The sequence below is a fragment of the Pseudomonas khorasanensis genome, from assembly GCF_014268505.2.
In the GTDB taxonomy this organism is placed as follows: domain Bacteria; phylum Pseudomonadota; class Gammaproteobacteria; order Pseudomonadales; family Pseudomonadaceae; genus Aquipseudomonas; species Aquipseudomonas khorasanensis.
The window spans coordinates 43,951-62,133 of record NZ_JABWQP020000008.1; the positions used below are offsets into that span (position 1 = coordinate 43,951).

Below are 18,183 nucleotides of genomic sequence, written 5' to 3' on the forward strand. Positions count from 1 at the left end.
GGAGCTTTTGAATGATCTCTATCTTGCGACGTGGCCTGTTGGTGTTACTGGCGGCGCTGCCGCTGATGGCTAACGCTGCACCGGGGCAATCGGCACACGCTCTGGTTGAGGACACCACCAACCGGTTGCTGGCTGACCTGGCGGCCAACAAACAGAAATACAAGCAGGACCCGAGCGATTTCTACGCAGCGCTCAACAGCATCGTCGGCCCTGTGGTGGACGCCGAAGGCATTTCCAAAAGCATCATGACGGTCAAGTATTCGCGCAAGGCCACGCCGGCGCAGATGCAAACCTTTCAGGAAAACTTCAAGAAGGGCCTGTTTCAGTTTTATGGCAACGCTCTGCTCGAATACGACAACCAGGGCATTACCGTCGATCCTGCCAAGGATGAGTCGGGCGACCGCACCAGCGTCAACATGACGGTCAAGGGCAGCAGCGGCTCGGTCTATCCTGTGCAGTACACGCTGGAGAAGATCAACGGCGAGTGGAAACTGCGCAACGTGATCATCAACGGCATCAACATTGGCAAGCTGTTCCGTGATCAGTTCGCTGATGCGATGCAGCGCAATGGCAACGATCTGGACAAAACCATCAATGGTTGGGCCGGTGAAGTGGCCAAGGCCAAGGAAGAAACCGACAAAGCTGCCGCGAAGCCAGCGCAATGAGTGAGGCGGCAGTGCGTATGAATGATGTCGACGAGCTTCTGCTCAGTGGCGTGCTGGATTACCGCACCGGGCCTGACCTGCGCAAGGAAGGCCAGGCGCTGATCAAGTCCAGCAAGGCGTCAGCGCTGGTCATCGATTGTTCGGCAGTGAAGAAGTCCAGCAGCGTCGGCTTGTCGTTGCTGCTGTGCTTCATGCGTGACGCGCAGGCGGCCGGCAAGGCCGTCAGCATTCGCGCGATGCCGGAAGACATGCGTGAAATCGCTCAGGTCAGTGAGCTGACCGAACTGTTGGCGCACCCCTGAACCCTCATCTATAACCAAGCCCCCCGTCAGAGTCCTGTGTTGCGGGGTTCGCAGGCGCGGGGCTTTTTTGTATGATGTCCGACCCGTGCGCACAGGGCGCCGATTGAGGTTGAGCATGCAGGCCGTAGAAGTGAAGAGCTTCCTTGAAGGAAAGCTGCCGGAAGTTCAGGTGGAAGTTGAAGGCGAAGGCTGCAACTTTCAGCTTAACGTGATTAGCGATGAACTGGCGGCGTTGAGCCCGGTGAAGCGTCAGCAGAGCATCTATGCCCATTTGAACCCATGGATCGCTGATGGCAGCATCCACGCGGTCACTATGAAATTTTTCAGCCGCGCGGCCTGGGCCGAGCGCACCTGAGCCCTAGGGCGTCGAGATACTTATGGATAAATTGATTATTACCGGTGGCGCTCGTCTTGATGGCGAGATCCGCATTTCCGGCGCGAAAAACTCCGCCCTGCCGATCCTGGCCGCCACCCTGCTGTGCGATGGCCCGGTGACCGTTGCCAATCTGCCGCACCTGCACGACATCACCACCATGATCGAGCTGTTCGGTCGCATGGGCATCGAACCGGTCATCGACGAGAAACTCAGCGTCGAAATCGACCCGCGCACCATCAAGACCTTGATCGCGCCGTACGAACTGGTGAAAACCATGCGTGCGTCGATTCTGGTACTTGGCCCGATGGTTGCCCGTTTCGGTGAAGCCGAAGTCGCGCTGCCTGGCGGTTGCGCCATTGGCTCGCGTCCGGTCGACCTGCACATCCGCGGTCTGGAAGCCATGGGCGCGATCATCGACGTCGAAGGCGGCTACATCAAGGCCAAGGCGCCTGAGGGTGGCCTGCGCGGTGCGCAATTCTTCTTCGATACCGTCAGCGTAACCGGTACCGAGAACATCATGATGGCTGCCGCATTGGCCAAGGGCCGCAGCGTCCTGCAGAACGCCGCGCGCGAACCTGAAGTGGTCGACCTGGCGAACTTCCTCAACGCCATGGGCGCCAAGGTTTCCGGTGCCGGCACCGACACCATCACCATCGATGGCGTCGAGCGTCTGGGTTCGGCTTTCTACAAGGTCATGCCTGACCGTATCGAAACCGGCACCTACCTGGTTGCCGCTGCCGTGACCGGTGGCCGCGTCAAGGTCAAGGACACCGATCCGACCATCCTTGAAGCAGTGCTGGAGAAACTGCGTGAAGCTGGCGCAGAAATCACCTGCGGTGAGGACTGGATCGAGCTGAACATGCACGGCAAGCGTCCGAAAGCAGTGAACGTGCGCACCGCGCCGTACCCGGCTTTCCCGACCGACATGCAGGCGCAGTTCATCTCGCTCAACGCCATTGCCGAAGGCACCGGTGCGGTGATCGAGACGATCTTCGAAAACCGTTTCATGCACGTCTACGAGCTGCACCGCATGGGTGCGCATATCCAGGTTGAAGGCAACACCGCCATCGTCACCGGCATCGAAAAACTCAAGGGCGCGCCAGTGATGGCGACCGACCTGCGGGCTTCGGCCAGTCTGGTGATCTCGGCGCTGGTGGCCGAAGGCGACACATTGATCGACCGCATCTACCACATAGACCGTGGTTACGAGTGCATCGAAGAAAAGCTGCAGATGCTGGGTGCCAAGATCCGTCGCGTTCCGGGCTGATTGCCGCATCGGGACACAGGGACGTGTCCACTGAATTCGTTTCGAGTCGAGGGTGTGCGCACCCTCGATGTGTGTCCGGCGCCAATTGCGACCGGACATGAGTACCTTGATAAGGACTGACGTTTCCCATGTTGACCATCGCACTGTCCAAGGGCCGCATCCTTGACGACACCCTGCCGCTTCTCGCCGAAGCGGGCATCGTGCCGACCGAGAATCCGGACAAGAGCCGCAAGCTGATCATCCCCACGACCCAGGACGATGTTCGTCTGCTGATCGTGCGGGCCACCGACGTGCCGACCTACGTCGAGCATGGCGCGGCCGACCTCGGCGTTGCCGGTAAAGACGTGCTGATGGAATACACCGGCCAGGGTCTCTACGAGCCACTGGACCTGCAGATTGCGCAGTGCAAACTGATGACCGCTGGCAAGATCGGCGCACCCGAGCCCAAGGGCCGTCTGCGTGTGGCGACCAAGTTCGTCAACGTCGCCAAGCGTTACTACGCCGAGCAGGGCCGTCAGGTCGACATCATCAAGCTGTACGGCTCGATGGAGCTGGCGCCGCTGATCGGTCTCGCCGACAAGATCATCGACGTGGTCGACACCGGCAACACCCTGCGCGCCAACGGCCTGGAGCCCCAGGAACTGATCGCCACGATCAGCTCGCGCCTGGTGGTCAACAAGGCTTCGATGAAAATGCAACACGCCCGGATCCAGGCGTTGATCGACACCCTGCGCAACGCAGTGGAGTCTCGACACCGCGGCTGATTCATCTGCGTGACCCTTGGGTCGCGCCGTCTATCCGCCTCATAGCCAGAATTCTCAGGTGCCCAAGCGGATCGAATGATAGTTTCGGGCGCCTGAGTTTTTGCCATTCCTATGAGGCTCTCGCTATGACCGCAACCACTGCAATTCGCCGACTCAACGCTGCTGACCCGGATTTCGCGCATCATCTGGATCATCTGCTGAGCTGGGAAAGTGTGTCTGACGACTCGGTCAATCAGCGGGTGCTGGACATCATCAAGGCTGTGCGCGAGCGCGGCGACGCGGCGCTGGTCGAGTTCACGCAGAAATTCGATGGCCTCGAAGTCGCTTCGATGGCTGACCTGATCCTGCCGCGCGAGCGTCTGGAGTTGGCGCTGACCCGCATCACTGTGCCGCAGCGCGAGGCGCTGGAAAAAGCCGCGGCCCGGGTGCGCAGCTACCACGAAAAACAGAAGCAGGATTCCTGGAGCTACACCGAAGCCGATGGCACCGTGCTGGGCCAGAAAGTCACACCGCTGGATCGCGCTGGTTTGTACGTGCCGGGCGGCAAGGCATCGTACCCATCGTCGGTGCTGATGAACGCGATTCCGGCCAAGGTCGCGGGCGTGACCGAAGTGGTCATGGTCGTGCCGACGCCGCGTGGTGAGCTCAACGAGCTGGTACTCGCGGCCGCGTGCATCGCCGGGGTCGACCGGGTGTTCACCATCGGTGGCGCACAAGCGGTTGCCGCGCTGGCTTACGGCACCGAAAGCGTGCCGAAAGTGGACAAGGTCGTCGGCCCGGGCAACATCTATGTCGCCACGGCCAAGCGTCACGTGTTCGGGCAGGTCGGCATCGACATGATCGCCGGCCCTTCGGAGATCCTGGTGGTGTGTGACGGCAAGACCGATCCGGACTGGATCGCCATGGACCTGTTCTCCCAGGCCGAGCACGACGAAGATGCGCAAGCCATTCTGGTCAGCCCGGACGCCGAGTTTCTCGACAAGGTCGCCGCCAGCATCGACAAGCTGCTGCCGACCATGGATCGCGCCACCATCATCGAAACCTCGATCAATGGTCGCGGTGCGCTGATCTTGGTGAATGACATGGCCCAGGCCATCGAAGTCGCCAACCGCATCGCGCCGGAACACCTGGAGTTGTCGGTCGCCGACCCGCAAGCCTGGCTGCCGCAGATCCGCCATGCCGGCGCGATCTTCATGGGCCGCCACACATCTGAAGCGTTGGGCGACTACTGCGCAGGCCCGAACCACGTTCTGCCGACCTCCGGCACCGCGCGATTCTCCTCGCCGCTGGGGGTCTACGACTTCCAAAAGCGTTCTTCGATTATCTTCTGCTCCGAGGCGGGTGCGTCCGAGCTGGGCAAAACCGCTTCCGTCCTGGCACGCGGCGAATCGCTCAGCGCTCACGCCCGCAGCGCCGAATATCGCATCAAAGACGAAGACTTTCTGAAAGGGCAGGGGGAATGACCATGAGTAAATTCTGGAGCCCGTTTGTCAAGGACCTGGTGCCATACGTACCGGGCGAACAGCCGAAACTGACCAGGCTGGTCAAACTCAACACCAATGAAAACCCCTACGGGCCGTCGCCAAAAGCGCTGGCGGCAATACAGGCCGAGCTCAACGACAATCTGCGTCTTTATCCGGACCCGAACAGCGATCTGCTGAAGAGCGCCGTCGCCGATTATTACGGTGTGAAAACCAGTCGGGTATTCCTCGGCAACGGTTCGGACGAAGTGCTCGCGCACATCTTCCACGGTCTGTTCCAGCATGATCAGCCACTGCTGTTTCCAGACATTAGCTACAGCTTCTATCCGGTGTATTGCGGGTTGTACGGCATTCAGTTCGACGCGATACCGCTGGATGCGCAATTCCGGATCAACCCGGCCGATTACGCCAAACCGAACGGCGGCATCATTTTCCCCAACCCGAACGCCCCGACCGGTTGCCTGCTGGCGCTGGACGCCATCGAGCGAACTCTGCAAGCCAGCCCGGATTCGGTCGTGGTGGTGGACGAGGCCTATATCGACTTTGGTGGCGAGACGGCGATCAGTCTGGTGGATCGTTATCCGAATCTGCTTGTGACTCAAACTTTGTCGAAATCGCGCTCACTCGCGGGTCTGCGGGTTGGCCTGGCGGTAGGGCATCCGGATCTGATCGAGGCGCTGGAGCGCATCAAGAACAGCTTCAACTCTTATCCGCTGGATCGTCTGGCAAATGTCGGGGCGGCGGCAGCGTTTGAAGATCGCGCCTACTTCGACAAGACCTGCCGTCTGGTCATCGAGCACCGTGAATGGGTGGTCGGGCAGTTGCAGGCCAAGGGCTTCGAAGTGCTGCCTTCTGCGGCGAACTTCATCTTTGCCCGCCATCCGCAACATGACGCGGCAGGGCTGGCGGCCAAGCTTCGCGAGCAGGGCGTGATCGTGCGCCACTTCAAACAGGAGCGGATCGCGCAGTTCCTGCGGATCTCGATTGGCACACCGGAGCAGAATCAGGCGTTGATCGACGGCCTGGGCGACCTCTGAGCTGCACTGCTCCCTGTGGGAGTGAGCCTGCTCGCGATAGCGGAGGGACATTGATCGTTCCCACGCTCCGCGTGGGAACGCAGCATGGGACGCTCTGCGTTCAGTAGCCGACGCAGGGCGTGGGAACGATCAGTCAAAAGCCCTGGTTATTCGTGATGCGGCTCGCCAAGGAACGTCAGTGAGGTGAACAGCCCCCGACTGTCCACATCCGCGCTGCCTTTCACCGGCACCTCAACCTGCGCCGCAATCACATTCAGTCCTTCATTACGCACCAGCACCCTGGCGCGGCCGTCCTTGTCGGTTTCGGTGCTCAAGGTGTTGGGTGCGCTGCGATAGTCGCCCACCAGCTTCACACCCGCCGCCGGTTTGCCATCGAGCAACACCCGCACCGGCAACGAATTGCCCGGGCCAACCGTGAGCGGATCGACCTCCGGCAGAATCAGCAGTTTGATCTGATCGAGCTTCGGCAACTTCGCCCCCGGCTGATAGATCGCCAGGCTGTACTTGAAGGTCTGCGTGGCCTCGGTGGCGCCCGGTACTTTGCTGCGCCCTTCATTGACCCACTTCTTGTCCGCCGTCTGCGACCACATGCCATTGTTCAACGCCACAGCCATTACCGCCGGGGCCTTTAACGGTTTCAGGCGTGCGTGATCCGCCAGGCGCTCGACGCTGACCGGGATCATCTTGCCGCCCGCATCGTAAGCCCAGGCACCGCTGATTTTCTGCGCCTTGAAGGCGTTGTCTTCCGCGCCGTGACCGTAGACCACTTCGATGTTGCCGCGCCGTTGCTCTGTCCACAGGCCGTGGGCCGACACCTGGCCGGTGAACAGCGCAGCGATGAGCAGAAGGGATTTGCCGTGATGCATGGTGACGTCCTTTTACAGGTTGAGTGACAGGCTGACGGTGAAGTTGCGCGGCTCGCCGGGGTTGACCCAGTAGTTGCTGTAGGAGCGCTCGTAGTATTTTTCGTCGAAGATATTGTTCAGGTTCAGGCCGACCGTGACGTTCTCGCTGGCCTTGTAATGGGCTAACAGGTCGACGGTCTGATAGGCCGGCAACTCGAAATCGCTGCCTGACTCGCCGGAGCGATCGCCGACATAGGTGAACGCTGCACCAACGTCGGACCCGCGCAAATGGCCGTCCTGAAATTCATAAACGCCCAGCAGACTGCCGCTGCGTTTGGCCACGCCGAGGATCCGGCTGCCGGTGGGGATGGTTGCGTCACCCTTGGTCACTTCGGCGTCGATGTAGGCGAAAGCGCCGATCACGCGCACGGCGTCGGTGACTTGCCCGCTGACCTGCCAATCGAAACCCTGGCTGCGCGCCTTGCCCATGGCGCGGCTGGTGTCAGTGCCCGGATCGAGGGCCAGGACGTTTTCCTTGTCGATATGAAAGAAGGCGAGGGTGCTGCTCACACGATCGTCGAACAGCTCGTTCTTGATCCCCACCTCATAGCCGACGCCCTCTTCCGGATCGAAAGTTTTGCCACCGGCGTCGAGGCCGTTGTTCGGTTTGAACGAAGTCGATGCGTTGGCGAACAGGCCCGTGTTTGGAGTCAGTTGATATAGGAGGCCGGCGCGCTGGGTGAGCGCGTCGTGGCGCTGTTGGCTTTTGGCGTTACGGCTGTTGTCGTCGATGTGCTGATCGAAATGCTCGAAGCGCGCGCCGACCATCCCGCGCAGTTTGTCGGTGAAGACGATTTGGTCCTGCAGATTGACGGCGTGACTTTCGACGTGTTCGAAAAAGTCGGTCCCCGAGCGCGCGCCGTTGGGCTTCGGCTGGCCGTAGACCGGCTTATAGATATCGATGGCGTAGGGGCCGCCGGCGATGGTCGTGACGCGCTCGTTCTTGCGGTAATTCTCGTATTCGGTGCCGACCAGCAGTTCGTGCTGCCATGGGCCGAGATCAAACAGACCGCGCAGTTCCAGTTGGGTGATGCTGTCGTGCCAACTGGTATCGCGCTCGCGCAAGCGGCGATTGACGGTCCGGCCATCGGCGTTCAACGGCCGCGCTTCGGAAGCATCGCCCCAGAGTTTGCCCTCCTTGTAATGGCTGGCAAGACGCAGTTTCCAGTTGTCGTTGAGGTGATGCTCCAGCGTCGCCTGAAGCATGTTGTTGTGGTTATCGATATCGCCGTCGTTCGGTTCGCCCAGGAAGGTCGAACGCGAAACGCCGCTCCATGTGTTGTTCGGCGCAACGACGCCGCGGTCGAACGTCGAGCTGTGACGAACGATCTCGCTTTCCACCAGCAGCGACGTGTCGGGGTTCAACTGCCAACTGATCGAGGGGGCAACAAAGACGCGCTTGCTGTCGACGTGATCGCGAAAGCTGTTGTTGTCTTCCACCGCAAAGTTGAAGCGCGAGAGCACATCGCCCTGTTCGTCGAGCGGCGTGTTGATGTCCAGTGCGGTGCGATAGCGATCCCAGCTACCGGCGCTGGTCTGCAACGTGGTGAAGGCTTCGGGCTGCGGTTTTTTGCTGACGATGTTCACCGTGCCGCCCGGATCACCGCGGCCATACAGACTGGCGGCCGGGCCTTTGAGCACTTCGATGCGTTCGATGTTGGCGGCATCCGGTGTGCTTGGATAGCCTCGATTGGCGCTGAAGCCGTCCTTGTAGAACTCCGAGGTGGTGAAGCCGCGCACGCTGTATTCGTAGAGGGTCAGGCCGCCGAAGTTATTTTGCTTCGAAACCCCGCCGGCGAAATCCAGCGCACGCTCGACGCTACTGCTGCCCAGATCCGTGAGCACACTGGCCGGTATCACGCTGATGGCTTGGGGAATGTCCCGAATCGCGGTGTCGGTTTTGGTCGCACTGGCAGAGCGCGTAGCGCGATAGCCCTGGACAGGTCCGGTGGGAGATTCGTAATCGGAGGTGACGCTGATGGCGTCGAGCTCGAGGGGCAAAGGCTCATCGGCAAAGGCGGGATCGCAGAGTAAACCGAGGGTCAGGCCCAGCAGTGAGGCCTTTTTACGAGACGACATGTTATGTTGTTCCAATTGTCAGAATTGAAACAATATAACATGCCTGTTGAGAATGTCTGTTATTCGCGCCACTGGCGCGAATACATTTTATTCTTCTTTTTCTTTGACCGGTGCTGGCGGTGGTCGCAGGCCGATTTCTGCCGTGAGCTTCAGCTCTTTGCCGTTGCGCATGACCTGAATCGTTACTTTGTCGGTCGGTTTGATCCGCGCGACCTGGTTCATCGAACGGCGGCCATCGCCGGCCGGCTCGCCATCAATGCTCAGAATCACGTCGCCCAGTTGCAGCCCGGCCTTCTGCGCCGGACCGTCGCGGAAGATCCCCGCCACCACAATCCCCGGACGCCCGGACAGGCCAAACGACTCGGCCAATTCCTGAGTCAGCGGCTGCACTTCGATGCCCAGCCAGCCACGAATCACCTGGCCGTGTTCGATGATCGACTTCATCACCTCCATCGCAAGCTTTACCGGAATTGCGAAACCAATGCCCTGCGAGCCGCCGGACTTGGAAAAGATCGCCGTGTTGATGCCGGTGAGGTTGCCGTTTGCATCGACCAGCGCGCCGCCGGAGTTGCCCGGGTTGATGGCCGCGTCGGTCTGGATGAAATCTTCGTAGTTGTTCAGGCCCAACTGGTTGCGCCCGGTGGCGCTGATGATGCCCATGGTCACGGTCTGGCCGACACCGAACGGGTTGCCGATGGCCAGCGCGACGTCGCCGATACGAATGCTGTCGGAGCGGCCAACGGTGATCGCCGGCAGATTTTTCAGGTCGATTTTCAGGACCGCGAGGTCGGTTTCCGGGTCGCTGCCGATCACGCGGGCGAGGGTCTCGCGGCCGTCTTTGAGGGCGACAACAATCTGGTCGGCACCGCTGGTGACGTGGTTGTTGGTGAGGATGTAGCCTTCCGGGCTCATGATCACGCCGGACCCGAGGCTCGATTCCATGCGCTTCTGCTTCGGCGAGTTGTCGCCGAAGAAGCGGCGAAACTGCGGATCCTCGAATAAAGGATGCGCCGGTTTGTTGATGACCTTGGTGGTGTAGAGATTGACCACCGACGGCGCGGCGATGCCCACCGCGTCCGCGTAAGACACCGGCCCCTGTTGCACCGTGGTAGTCTGCGGAGCCTGCTGCAGATTGACGTCGAGGCTCGGCAGCCCGACCCACTCGGGGTAACGCTGAATAATCAACAGAGCGATAAGCACACCGGCCAACAGCGGCCAGCCAAAAAAACGCAGCGCCTTGAGCATTAAGCACGTTCCTGGAAAGGTTGCAGGCGAGGTCAGACCGCCCATAATGTCGCGCATTATACGAGGCCGCGCGTGCCTCTGAACGGGATATTTAGGAGTCTTTCATGGCCGTTGCCCTCAGCACCCTCGTCGAAGAAGCCGACCGTTACCTTGCCAGTGCAAAAATTGCCGATTATTGCCCTAACGGTTTGCAGGTCGAAGGCCGTCCGCAGGTGATGCGCATCGTCAGCGGCGTCACCGCCAGCCAGGCGTTGCTCGATGCCGCCGTCGAAGCCGGGGCGGACCTGATCCTGGTGCACCACGGTTATTTCTGGAAGGGTGAAAACCCTTGCGTCACCGGCATGAAGCAGCGCAGGTTGAAGACTCTGCTCAAGCACGACATCAGTTTGCTCGCCTACCACTTGCCGCTGGATGTGCACCCCGACGTTGGCAATAACGTGCAACTGGCGCGTCAGCTCGACATTACGGTCGAGGGGCCGCTGGACCCGGTTGATCCGAAAATCGTCGGTCTCGTCGGCTCGCTCAGTGAACCGATGACCGCGCGGGATTTCTCGCGCAAGGTGCAGGAAGTCATGGGGCGTGAACCGCTGTTGATCGAAGGCAGTGGCATGATTCGCCGGGTCGGCTGGTGCACCGGTGGTGGCCAGGGTTATATCGATCATGGCGTGGCGGCGGGCGTCGATCTGTTCATCAGCGGCGAGGCCTCGGAGCAGACCTTCCACAGCGCCCGGGAAAACGACATCAGCTTCATCGCCGCCGGCCACCACGCCACCGAGCGCTACGGCGTCCAGGCGCTGGGGGACTATCTGGCGAAGCGCTTTGCGGTTGAGCACATCTTCATCGATTGCCCTAATCCGATCTGAAGCGATCACCGGTTCCTGTGGGAGCGAGCCTGCTCGCGAATACGATTTACGCTTCAATACAGCGCTGACTGACGCACCGCTTTCGCGAGCAGGCTCGCTCCCACATTGGTCTTCATTGGCCGAACTGGCAGGCATATCCATATGCTGTTTCGATCTAGTTGGCGCCCTGATTAGAAGAGGTCGCTGTGCTAGGATTCCCCGCTCGAACACGGCCCGCTGGCCGTTCATAAGAAAGCTTTCGTGAGTAGCCATGGTCGACAAACTGACGCATCTGAAACAGCTGGAGGCGGAAAGCATCCACATCATCCGCGAGGTAGCCGCCGAGTTCGATAACCCGGTGATGCTGTACTCCATCGGTAAAGACTCCGCCGTGATGCTCCACCTGGCACGCAAGGCGTTCTTCCCGGGCAAACTGCCGTTTCCGGTGATGCACGTCGACACCCGCTGGAAATTCCAGGAGATGTACAAGTTCCGCGACAAGATGGTCGAAGAGCTGGGCCTGGACCTGATCACCCATATCAACCCGGACGGCGTGGCGCAGAACATCAACCCGTTCACCCACGGCAGCGCCAAGCACACCGACATCATGAAAACCGAAGGCCTGAAGCAGGCACTCGACAAGCATGGTTTCGACGCAGCTTTTGGTGGCGCCCGTCGCGATGAAGAGAAGTCCCGCGCCAAAGAGCGCGTGTACTCATTCCGCGACAGCAAGCACCGTTGGGATCCGAAGAACCAGCGCCCGGAACTGTGGAATGTCTACAACGGCAAGGTCAACAAGGGCGAATCCATTCGTGTATTCCCGCTGTCGAACTGGACCGAACTGGACATCTGGCAGTACATCTACCTCGAAGGCATCCCGATTGTGCCGCTGTACTTCGCCGCTGAGCGCGAAGTGATCGAGAAGAATGGCACACTGATCATGATCGACGACGAGCGCATCCTCGAGCACCTGTCCGACGAAGACAAAGCGCGCATCGTCAAAAAGAAAGTGCGTTTCCGCACCCTTGGCTGCTACCCGTTGACGGGCGCGGTGGAGTCCGAGGCCGAAAGCCTGACGGACATCATTCAGGAAATGCTCCTGACGCGAACTTCCGAGCGCCAGGGCCGGGTCATCGACCACGATGGCGCAGGCTCGATGGAAGACAAAAAACGTCAGGGTTATTTCTAAGGGGTTGTCATGTCGCATCAATCTGATTTGATCAGCGAGGACATCCTCGCCTACCTGGGCCAGCACGAACGGAAAGAACTGCTGCGCTTTTTGACCTGCGGTAACGTCGATGACGGCAAGAGCACCCTGATCGGGCGCCTGCTGCATGACTCGAAGATGATCTACGAAGATCACCTTGAAGCGATTACCCGCGACTCAAAAAAAGTCGGCACCACCGGTGACGATATCGACCTGGCGTTGCTGGTCGACGGGCTGCAGGCCGAGCGTGAGCAGGGCATCACCATCGATGTCGCCTACCGCTATTTCTCCACCGCCAAGCGTAAATTCATCATCGCCGACACCCCCGGCCATGAGCAGTACACCCGCAACATGGCCACCGGTGCGTCCACCTGTGACCTGGCGATCATTCTGGTTGATGCCCGTTACGGCGTGCAGACCCAGACCCGCCGCCACAGCTTCATTGCTTCGTTGCTGGGCATCAAACACATCGTCGTGGCCATCAACAAAATGGACCTGAAGGACTTCGACGAAGGTGTGTTCGAGTCGATCAAGGCCGACTACCTGAAGTTCGCCGAAGGCTTGAAGATGAAGCCGACCAGCATGCACTTCGTGCCGATGTCTGCCCTTAAAGGCGACAACGTGGTGAACAAGTCCGAGCGCTCGCCGTGGTACACCGGGCAGTCGCTGATGGAAATTCTCGAGACCGTTGAAGTGGCGGGCGATCGCAACTTCACCGACCTGCGTTTCCCGGTGCAGTACGTCAACCGGCCGAACCTGAACTTCCGTGGTTTCGCCGGCACCCTCGCCAGCGGCATCGTGCACAAGGGCGACGAAGTCGTCGTGCTGCCGTCGGGCAAGAGCAGCCGGGTCAAATCCATCGTTACCTTCGAAGGTGAACTGGAGCACGCCGGTCCCGGTCAGGCCGTGACGCTGACCATGGAAGATGAGATCGACATCTCCCGGGGTGACCTGTTGGTGCATGCCGACAACGTGCCGCCGGTCACCGACAGCTTTGAAGCAATGCTGGTGTGGATGGCTGAAGAGCCGATGCTGCCGGGCAAGAAATACGACATCAAACGCGCCACCAGTTACGTGCCGGGCTCCATCGCCAGCATCGTCAACAAGGTGGACGTGAACACGTTGGAAGAAGGCCCGGCGAGCGCGCTGCAGCTCAACGAAATCGGCAAGGTGAAGATCGCGCTCGACGCGCCAATCGCCCTCGACGGTTACGAGAGCAATCGCACCACCGGCGCGTTCATCGTCATTGATCGGTTGACCAACGGCACCGTTGGCGCCGGCATGATCGTCGCCCAGCCTGTGACTCACGGCACCGCCACCCATCACGGCAAACTGGCTCACGTTGCCACCGAAGAACGTGCCCAGCGTTTCGGCCAACAACCGGCTACCGTGTTGTTCAGCGGTCTGTCGGGCGCAGGCAAGAGCACGCTGGCCTATGCGGTCGAGCGCAAGCTGTTCGACATGGGCCGTGCGGTGTTTGTGCTGGATGGGCAGAACTTGCGTCAAGACCTTAATAAAGGTTTGCCGCAGGACCGCGCCGGGCGCACCGAGAACTGGCGTCGTGCCGCACATGTGGCGCGTCAGTTCAACGAGGCGGGTCTGCTGACCCTGGCCGCGTTTGTGGCACCGAGTGCCGAAGGTCGCGAGCAGGCCAGGGATCTGATCGGCAAGGATCGCCTGCTGACGGTGTACGTGCAGGCTTCGCCGACCGTGTGCGCCGAGCGTGATCCGCAAGGTCTGTACGCCGCTGGCGGCGATAACATCCCGGGCGAATCCTTCCCTTACGACGTGCCGCTCAATGCCGATCTGGTGATCGACACTCAGTCGCTGAGTCTGGAAGAAAGCGTCAAGCAAGTGCTGGATCTGCTGCGTCAGCGTGGGGCGATATAAGCAACAACAGCTGCGAGCTTTAAGCTTCAAGCTGCAATAAAAAGCCCGCCGGTGAGCAATCATCGGCGGGCTTTTTATTGGGCGCGCTGGGATCAAAACTGTGGGAGCGAGCCTGCTCGCGAATACGGTGGATCAGCTTGCATCAATGTTGATGACCTGCCGCCTTCGCGAGCAAGCTCGCTCCCACAGGGGGCTCAGTGTTTGGGCGGATATTCACTGTGCATCTGCTCCAGCAACGCATCCTTGTCCAGCCACAGCTGATTGATCCAACCCTGAAACTGCAGGCGATATTCGCCGTCCTGGTCGTAGTTCTTGCCGATAAATTCCGGTGGAATTTTCAGCTCTTCAAAGTGCACCACCACATCCCGCACATTGCCGCACAGCAAGTCCCAAAACCCGGGACGCCCGCCCGGATAGTGGATCGTCACGTTGACGATCGACTCCAGCTGTTCGCCCATCGCGTCCAGCACAAACGCGATCCCGCCAGCCTTGGGCTTGAGCAAGTATTTGAACGGTGATTTCTGCTGAGCATGCTTGCCTTCAGTAAACCGCGTGCCTTCGACAAAGTTGAAAATCCCTACCGGGTTATGGCGAAACTTCGCGCAAGTCTTGCGTGTGGTTTCCAGGTCTTTGCCTTTCTTTTCCGGGTGCTTTTCCAGATAGGCCTTGGAGTAACGCTTCATGAACGGAAAGCCCAGCGCCCACCAGGCCAGGCCGATCACCGGCACCCAGATCAGTTCCTGCTTGAGAAAGAACTTCAGTGGCTGGATTCGACGGTTGAGCACGTATTGCAGCACCAGAATGTCGACCCAGCTCTGGTGGTTGCTGGTGATCAGATACGAGTGTTGATAATCCAGGCCTTGCAGGCCGCTGAGGTGCCAGCGTGTGCGGCGCACCAGATTCATCCAGCCCTTGTTATTGCTGATCCACGCCTCATGGGTGTGGCTCATCAGCCAGCCGGCGATGCGCTGGGTGAGGGCGAACGGCAGCGCCTTGATCAGCGCCACGCAGAACAAAAACGAGCAGAGCACAATCGTATTGAGCGCCAACAGCAGCGAAGCAATCACGCCGCGCAGCGGTGCAGGGAGAAAGTCCAGCATTTACACATCCATAGGTCGGTTGGCGGCTTGGATCGCGGTGAGCGCGATGGTGTAGACGATGTCATCGACTTGCGCACCGCGCGGCAGGTCGTTCACTGGTTTGCGCAAGCCTTGCAGCATCGGCCCGAGGCTGACGCAATCGGCGCTGCGCTGGACGGCTTTGTGCGTGGTGTTGCCGGTGTTCAAGTCGGGGAAGACGAACACCGTGGCGCGGCCGGCCACCTGACTGTCTGGCGCCAGTTGGCGGGCGACGTCAGCGTTGGCGGCGGCGTCGTATTGCAGCGGGCCGTCGATAAGCAATGAATCCTGTTGCTCGTGGGCGAGCAGGGTGGCCTCGCGCACTTTCTCGACCTCTTCACCGCTGGCCGATTCGCCGCTGGAGTAGCTGATCATCGCCACCCGTGGCGTGATGCCGAACGCCGCTGCCGAGTCGGCGCTTTGCAGGGCGATCTCGGCCAGTTCCGCAGCGCTTGGATGCGGATTCATCACGCAGTCGCCGTAGACCAGCACTTCTTCCGGAAACAGCATGAAGAAGACCGAGGACACCAGCGTGCAGCCCGGCGCGGTTTTAATCAGTTGCAGGGCCGGACGGATGGTATTGGCGGTGGTGTTGATCACGCCGGACACCAGACCGTCGACCTCATCCAGCGCCAGCATCATGGTGCCGATCACCACGGTGTCTTCCAGTTGCTGCTCGGCCATCGGCGCGTTAAGGCTTTTGCTCTTGCGCAGGGCGACCATTGGCTCGACGTAGCGCTCGCGGATGTGATCCGGGTCGAGAATCTCCAGCCCCGGCGGCAACACGATACCTTGCGCGCGGGCCACCGCTTCGACGTCTTCAGGTTTGGCCAGCAGCACGCACCGGGCTATCCCGCGTTCCTGGCAGATCGCCGCCGCTTGCACGGTGAACGGCTCGCTGCCCTCGGGCAGGACAATGCGTTTGTTCGCCGCTTGCGCGCGCTGGATCAACTGATAGCGAAACACTGCGGGCGACAGGCGCATTTCTCGCGGAGTCCCGCAGCGCTGGTGCAACCAGTTGGCATCGAGGTGGCCGGCGACGAAATCCGTGATGATTTCCGCGCGCTCGCGGTCATCGATCGGGATTTCCTTGTTCAGGCCGTTGAGCAGGTTGGCGGTGTCGTAAGAGCCAGTACTCACCGACAACACCGGCAAACCGGCCTGCAAGGCGCCACGACACAAATCCATGATGCGCGAATCGGGCAGGGTGTCGCTGGTCAGCAGCAGGCCGGCCAGCGGCACGCCGTTGATCGCCGCAAGGCTGACGGCGAGGATGATGTCGTCGCGATCGCCGGGGGTCACCACCAGCACGCCGGGCTTGAGCAGCTCAACGGTGTTGCGCATGGTTCGGGCGCAAATGATGATTTTGGTCATGCGCCGGGTTTCATAATCGCCGGCATTCAGCACCTGGGCGCCCATCAGGTCGGCGACGTCGCGGGTGCGGGGTGCATTGAGTTCAGGTTGAAACGGGATGCAGCCGAGCAGGCGGAAATCGCCGCTGCGCAGTAAGGGCGAATGCTCCTTCAGGCGCGTGGCAAAGGCGTCCATGCTCTCGTCTGTCTTGACCTTGTTGAGGATTACGCCGAGGACCTTCGGGTCTTTCGGGCCACCGAATAATTGCGCCTGCAACTCGACGCGGCCAGAGAGTTCAGCCAGCACTTCGTTTTCCGGAGCCGACACCAGAATGACCTCGGCATCCAGGCTTTTGGCCAAATGAAGATTGACGCGCGCGGCGTAACTGGCGCTGCGGGTCGGCACCATGCCTTCAACCACCAGCACGTCTTTGCCGATGGCCGCTTGCTGATACAGGGCGATGATTTCTTCGAGCAGTTCATCAAGCTGACCGTCGCCGAGCATGCGCTCGACATGCGCCAGGCCCAGTGGCTGCGGCGGTTTCAGGCCGTGCGTGCGGGCCATCAGTTCGGTGGAGCGCTCAGGGCCGGTGTCGCCTGGATGCGGCTGTGCGATCGGTTTGAAAAAACCGACTTTCAGTCCGGCGCGCTCAAGCGTGCGCACCAGCCCCAGGCTGATGGAGGTCAGGCCCACGCCAAAATCGGTGGGTGCGATAAAAAAAGTTTGCATGCGAATTCTCTATGCAAGGGTGTCGGCCTATGTCTGGCTGACTACCGAAATTCAGTCGCCAAGGTTATCGCTAACCGGGCCCTGTGCGCACCAACCGCAGGCAAACGGTTGGCCTGTTTTTTCAATACGTTGCGCCGGGTCCAGAACCCAGGCCCGCGTTTGCCAGGGCGGCTGGTGACGCAGATGTTGGGTGTGGCCGCAGGAAAGCTCGACGACCCAATGGCCCTCTTCGTCCTGATGGAAGCCTGTGATCGTCGAAACCCGTTTGTCCGGGTTATGGTCGCTTTCACGCGATTGCTTCGCTAAACTTGGCCTTTCTATATTCTTATGCAAAAGGTCTCGCCCCATGCTGATCGCCGCCAATAAGGCTGTCTCCATCGACTATACCCTGACCAACGACGCTGGTGAGGTCATCGACAGCTCCGCCGGCGGCGCTCCGCTGGTTTACCTGCAAGGCGCAGGCAACATCATCCCGGGTCTGGAAAAAGCCCTCGAAGGCAAAACTGTCGGCGACGAGCTGAAGGTTGCCGTTGAGCCGGAAGATGCTTACGGTGAATACGCTGCCGAACTGGTCAGCACCCTGAGCCGCAGCATGTTCGAAGGCGTTGACGAGCTGGAAGTTGGCATGCAGTTCCACGCTTCGGCGCCGGACGGCCAGATGCAAATCGTCACCATCCGTGATCTGGACGGCGACGACGTGACCGTTGACGGCAACCACCCGCTGGCCGGTCAGCGTCTGAACTTCGAAGTGAAGATCGTTGGCATTCGTGATGCCAGCCAGGAAGAAATCGCTCATGGTCACGTCCATGGCGAAGGTGGCCATCAGCACTGATTTTCTGCGCTAAGCTTCGAGTACTGGAGAGGCGCCTGTGGGCGCCTTTTTAGTCCGCGGCTGTCCTTGGTGGCCTCGCCAAGTGGCTGTT

At 60.3% G+C, this 18,183-nt stretch carries 17 protein-coding genes; 11 read left to right on the top strand and 6 right to left on the bottom strand.

The genetic code is table 11. The annotated features are described in order from the left end of the window. The first annotated feature begins 11 nt into the window (after positions 1–11). The 7 genes from HU727_RS17215 to hisC all read left to right on the top strand — a co-directional run bounded on the left by HU727_RS17215 (position 12) and on the right by hisC (position 5,892). A complete protein-coding gene (locus HU727_RS17215; RefSeq protein ID WP_186532724.1) occupies positions 12–665 on the top strand; it encodes an MlaC/ttg2D family ABC transporter substrate-binding protein in 654 nt (217 codons plus the stop codon). Next, positions 662–967 carry an STAS domain-containing protein gene (locus HU727_RS17220; protein WP_186532725.1) on the top strand — a complete coding sequence of 102 codons (306 nt, stop codon included), beginning with the start codon at positions 662–664 and terminating at the stop codon, positions 965–967. The genes HU727_RS17215 and HU727_RS17220 overlap by 4 nt, the downstream gene beginning before the upstream one ends. Positions 968–1,082: 115 nt before the next feature. Further along, complete coding sequence (locus HU727_RS17225; RefSeq protein WP_186532726.1) at positions 1,083–1,322, top strand: BolA family protein; 240 nt, start codon at positions 1,083–1,085, stop codon at positions 1,320–1,322. Positions 1,323–1,344: 22 nt separating this feature from the next. Next, positions 1,345–2,610, top strand: a complete 1,266-nt coding sequence (gene murA, locus HU727_RS17230) for a UDP-N-acetylglucosamine 1-carboxyvinyltransferase (protein ID WP_186532727.1) — start codon at positions 1,345–1,347, stop codon at positions 2,608–2,610. 128 nt (positions 2,611–2,738) lie between these two features. Continuing rightward, positions 2,739–3,374 carry an ATP phosphoribosyltransferase gene (hisG, locus tag HU727_RS17235; protein WP_007912384.1) on the top strand — a complete coding sequence of 212 codons (636 nt, stop codon included), beginning with the start codon at positions 2,739–2,741 and terminating at the stop codon, positions 3,372–3,374. A 125-nt stretch (positions 3,375–3,499) separates the two neighbouring features. After that, positions 3,500–4,837, top strand: coding sequence for a histidinol dehydrogenase (gene hisD / locus HU727_RS17240; protein WP_186532728.1), 1,338 nt, complete (start codon positions 3,500–3,502; stop codon positions 4,835–4,837). A 2-nt stretch (positions 4,838–4,839) separates the two neighbouring features. Beyond that, positions 4,840–5,892 (top strand): histidinol-phosphate transaminase, encoded by a 1,053-nt coding sequence (hisC, locus tag HU727_RS17245; protein ID WP_186532729.1) that lies wholly within the window; start codon positions 4,840–4,842, stop codon positions 5,890–5,892. A 146-nt stretch (positions 5,893–6,038) separates the two neighbouring features. Here hisC and HU727_RS17250 read toward each other — a convergent pair whose 3' ends face one another. The 3 genes from HU727_RS17250 to algW form a co-directional block, all read right to left on the bottom strand. Then, positions 6,039–6,758, bottom strand: coding sequence for a DUF4198 domain-containing protein (locus HU727_RS17250; RefSeq protein ID WP_186532730.1), 720 nt, complete (start codon positions 6,756–6,758; stop codon positions 6,039–6,041). A gap of 12 nt (positions 6,759–6,770) precedes the next feature. Further along, positions 6,771–8,876 carry a TonB-dependent siderophore receptor gene (locus HU727_RS17255; protein ID WP_186532731.1) on the bottom strand — a complete coding sequence of 702 codons (2,106 nt, stop codon included), beginning with the start codon at positions 8,874–8,876 and terminating at the stop codon, positions 6,771–6,773. Positions 8,877–8,963: 87 nt separating this feature from the next. Next, on the bottom strand, positions 8,964–10,121 hold the full coding sequence (gene algW / locus HU727_RS17260; RefSeq protein WP_186532732.1) for a Do family serine endopeptidase AlgW: 1,158 nt from the start codon (positions 10,119–10,121) through the stop codon (positions 8,964–8,966). A 104-nt stretch (positions 10,122–10,225) separates the two neighbouring features. Here algW and HU727_RS17265 point away from each other — a divergent pair, with 104 nt between their 5' ends. The 3 genes from HU727_RS17265 (at position 10,226) to cysN (ending at position 14,060) form a co-directional block, all read left to right on the top strand. Further along, positions 10,226–10,984 (top strand): Nif3-like dinuclear metal center hexameric protein, encoded by a 759-nt coding sequence (locus HU727_RS17265; protein ID WP_186532733.1) that lies wholly within the window; start codon positions 10,226–10,228, stop codon positions 10,982–10,984. Positions 10,985–11,234: 250 nt separating this feature from the next. Next, entirely contained in the window at positions 11,235–12,152 is a 918-nt protein-coding gene (gene cysD, locus HU727_RS17270; RefSeq protein WP_007912374.1) for a sulfate adenylyltransferase subunit CysD, read from the top strand. Positions 12,153–12,161: 9 nt separating this feature from the next. Further along, complete coding sequence (cysN, locus tag HU727_RS17275) at positions 12,162–14,060, top strand: sulfate adenylyltransferase subunit CysN (protein WP_186532734.1); 1,899 nt, start codon at positions 12,162–12,164, stop codon at positions 14,058–14,060. Positions 14,061–14,254: 194 nt separating this feature from the next. On the opposite strand, the gene yihG is transcribed toward cysN, so the two are convergent. The 3 genes from yihG to HU727_RS17290 are packed head-to-tail and all read right to left on the bottom strand — an operon-like array spanning position 14,255 to position 17,638. Further along, the gene (yihG, locus tag HU727_RS17280; protein ID WP_186532735.1) at positions 14,255–15,160 is read right to left on the bottom strand and encodes a 1-acylglycerol-3-phosphate O-acyltransferase, YihG family; all 906 of its coding nucleotides are present in this window, start codon (positions 15,158–15,160) and stop codon (positions 14,255–14,257) included. Next, on the bottom strand, positions 15,161–17,260 hold the full coding sequence (pta, locus tag HU727_RS17285; protein WP_186532736.1) for a phosphate acetyltransferase: 2,100 nt from the start codon (positions 17,258–17,260) through the stop codon (positions 15,161–15,163). Between the two features lie 51 nt (positions 17,261–17,311). Further along, positions 17,312–17,638 carry a DUF3565 domain-containing protein gene (locus tag HU727_RS17290; protein WP_186532737.1) on the bottom strand — a complete coding sequence of 109 codons (327 nt, stop codon included), beginning with the start codon at positions 17,636–17,638 and terminating at the stop codon, positions 17,312–17,314. Between HU727_RS17290 and HU727_RS17295 the strand changes: the two genes are divergently transcribed. Beyond that, positions 17,607–18,092 carry an FKBP-type peptidyl-prolyl cis-trans isomerase gene (locus HU727_RS17295; RefSeq protein ID WP_186532738.1) on the top strand — a complete coding sequence of 162 codons (486 nt, stop codon included), beginning with the start codon at positions 17,607–17,609 and terminating at the stop codon, positions 18,090–18,092. The genes HU727_RS17290 and HU727_RS17295 overlap by 32 nt on opposite strands. Positions 18,093–18,183: the final 91 nt, after the last annotated feature.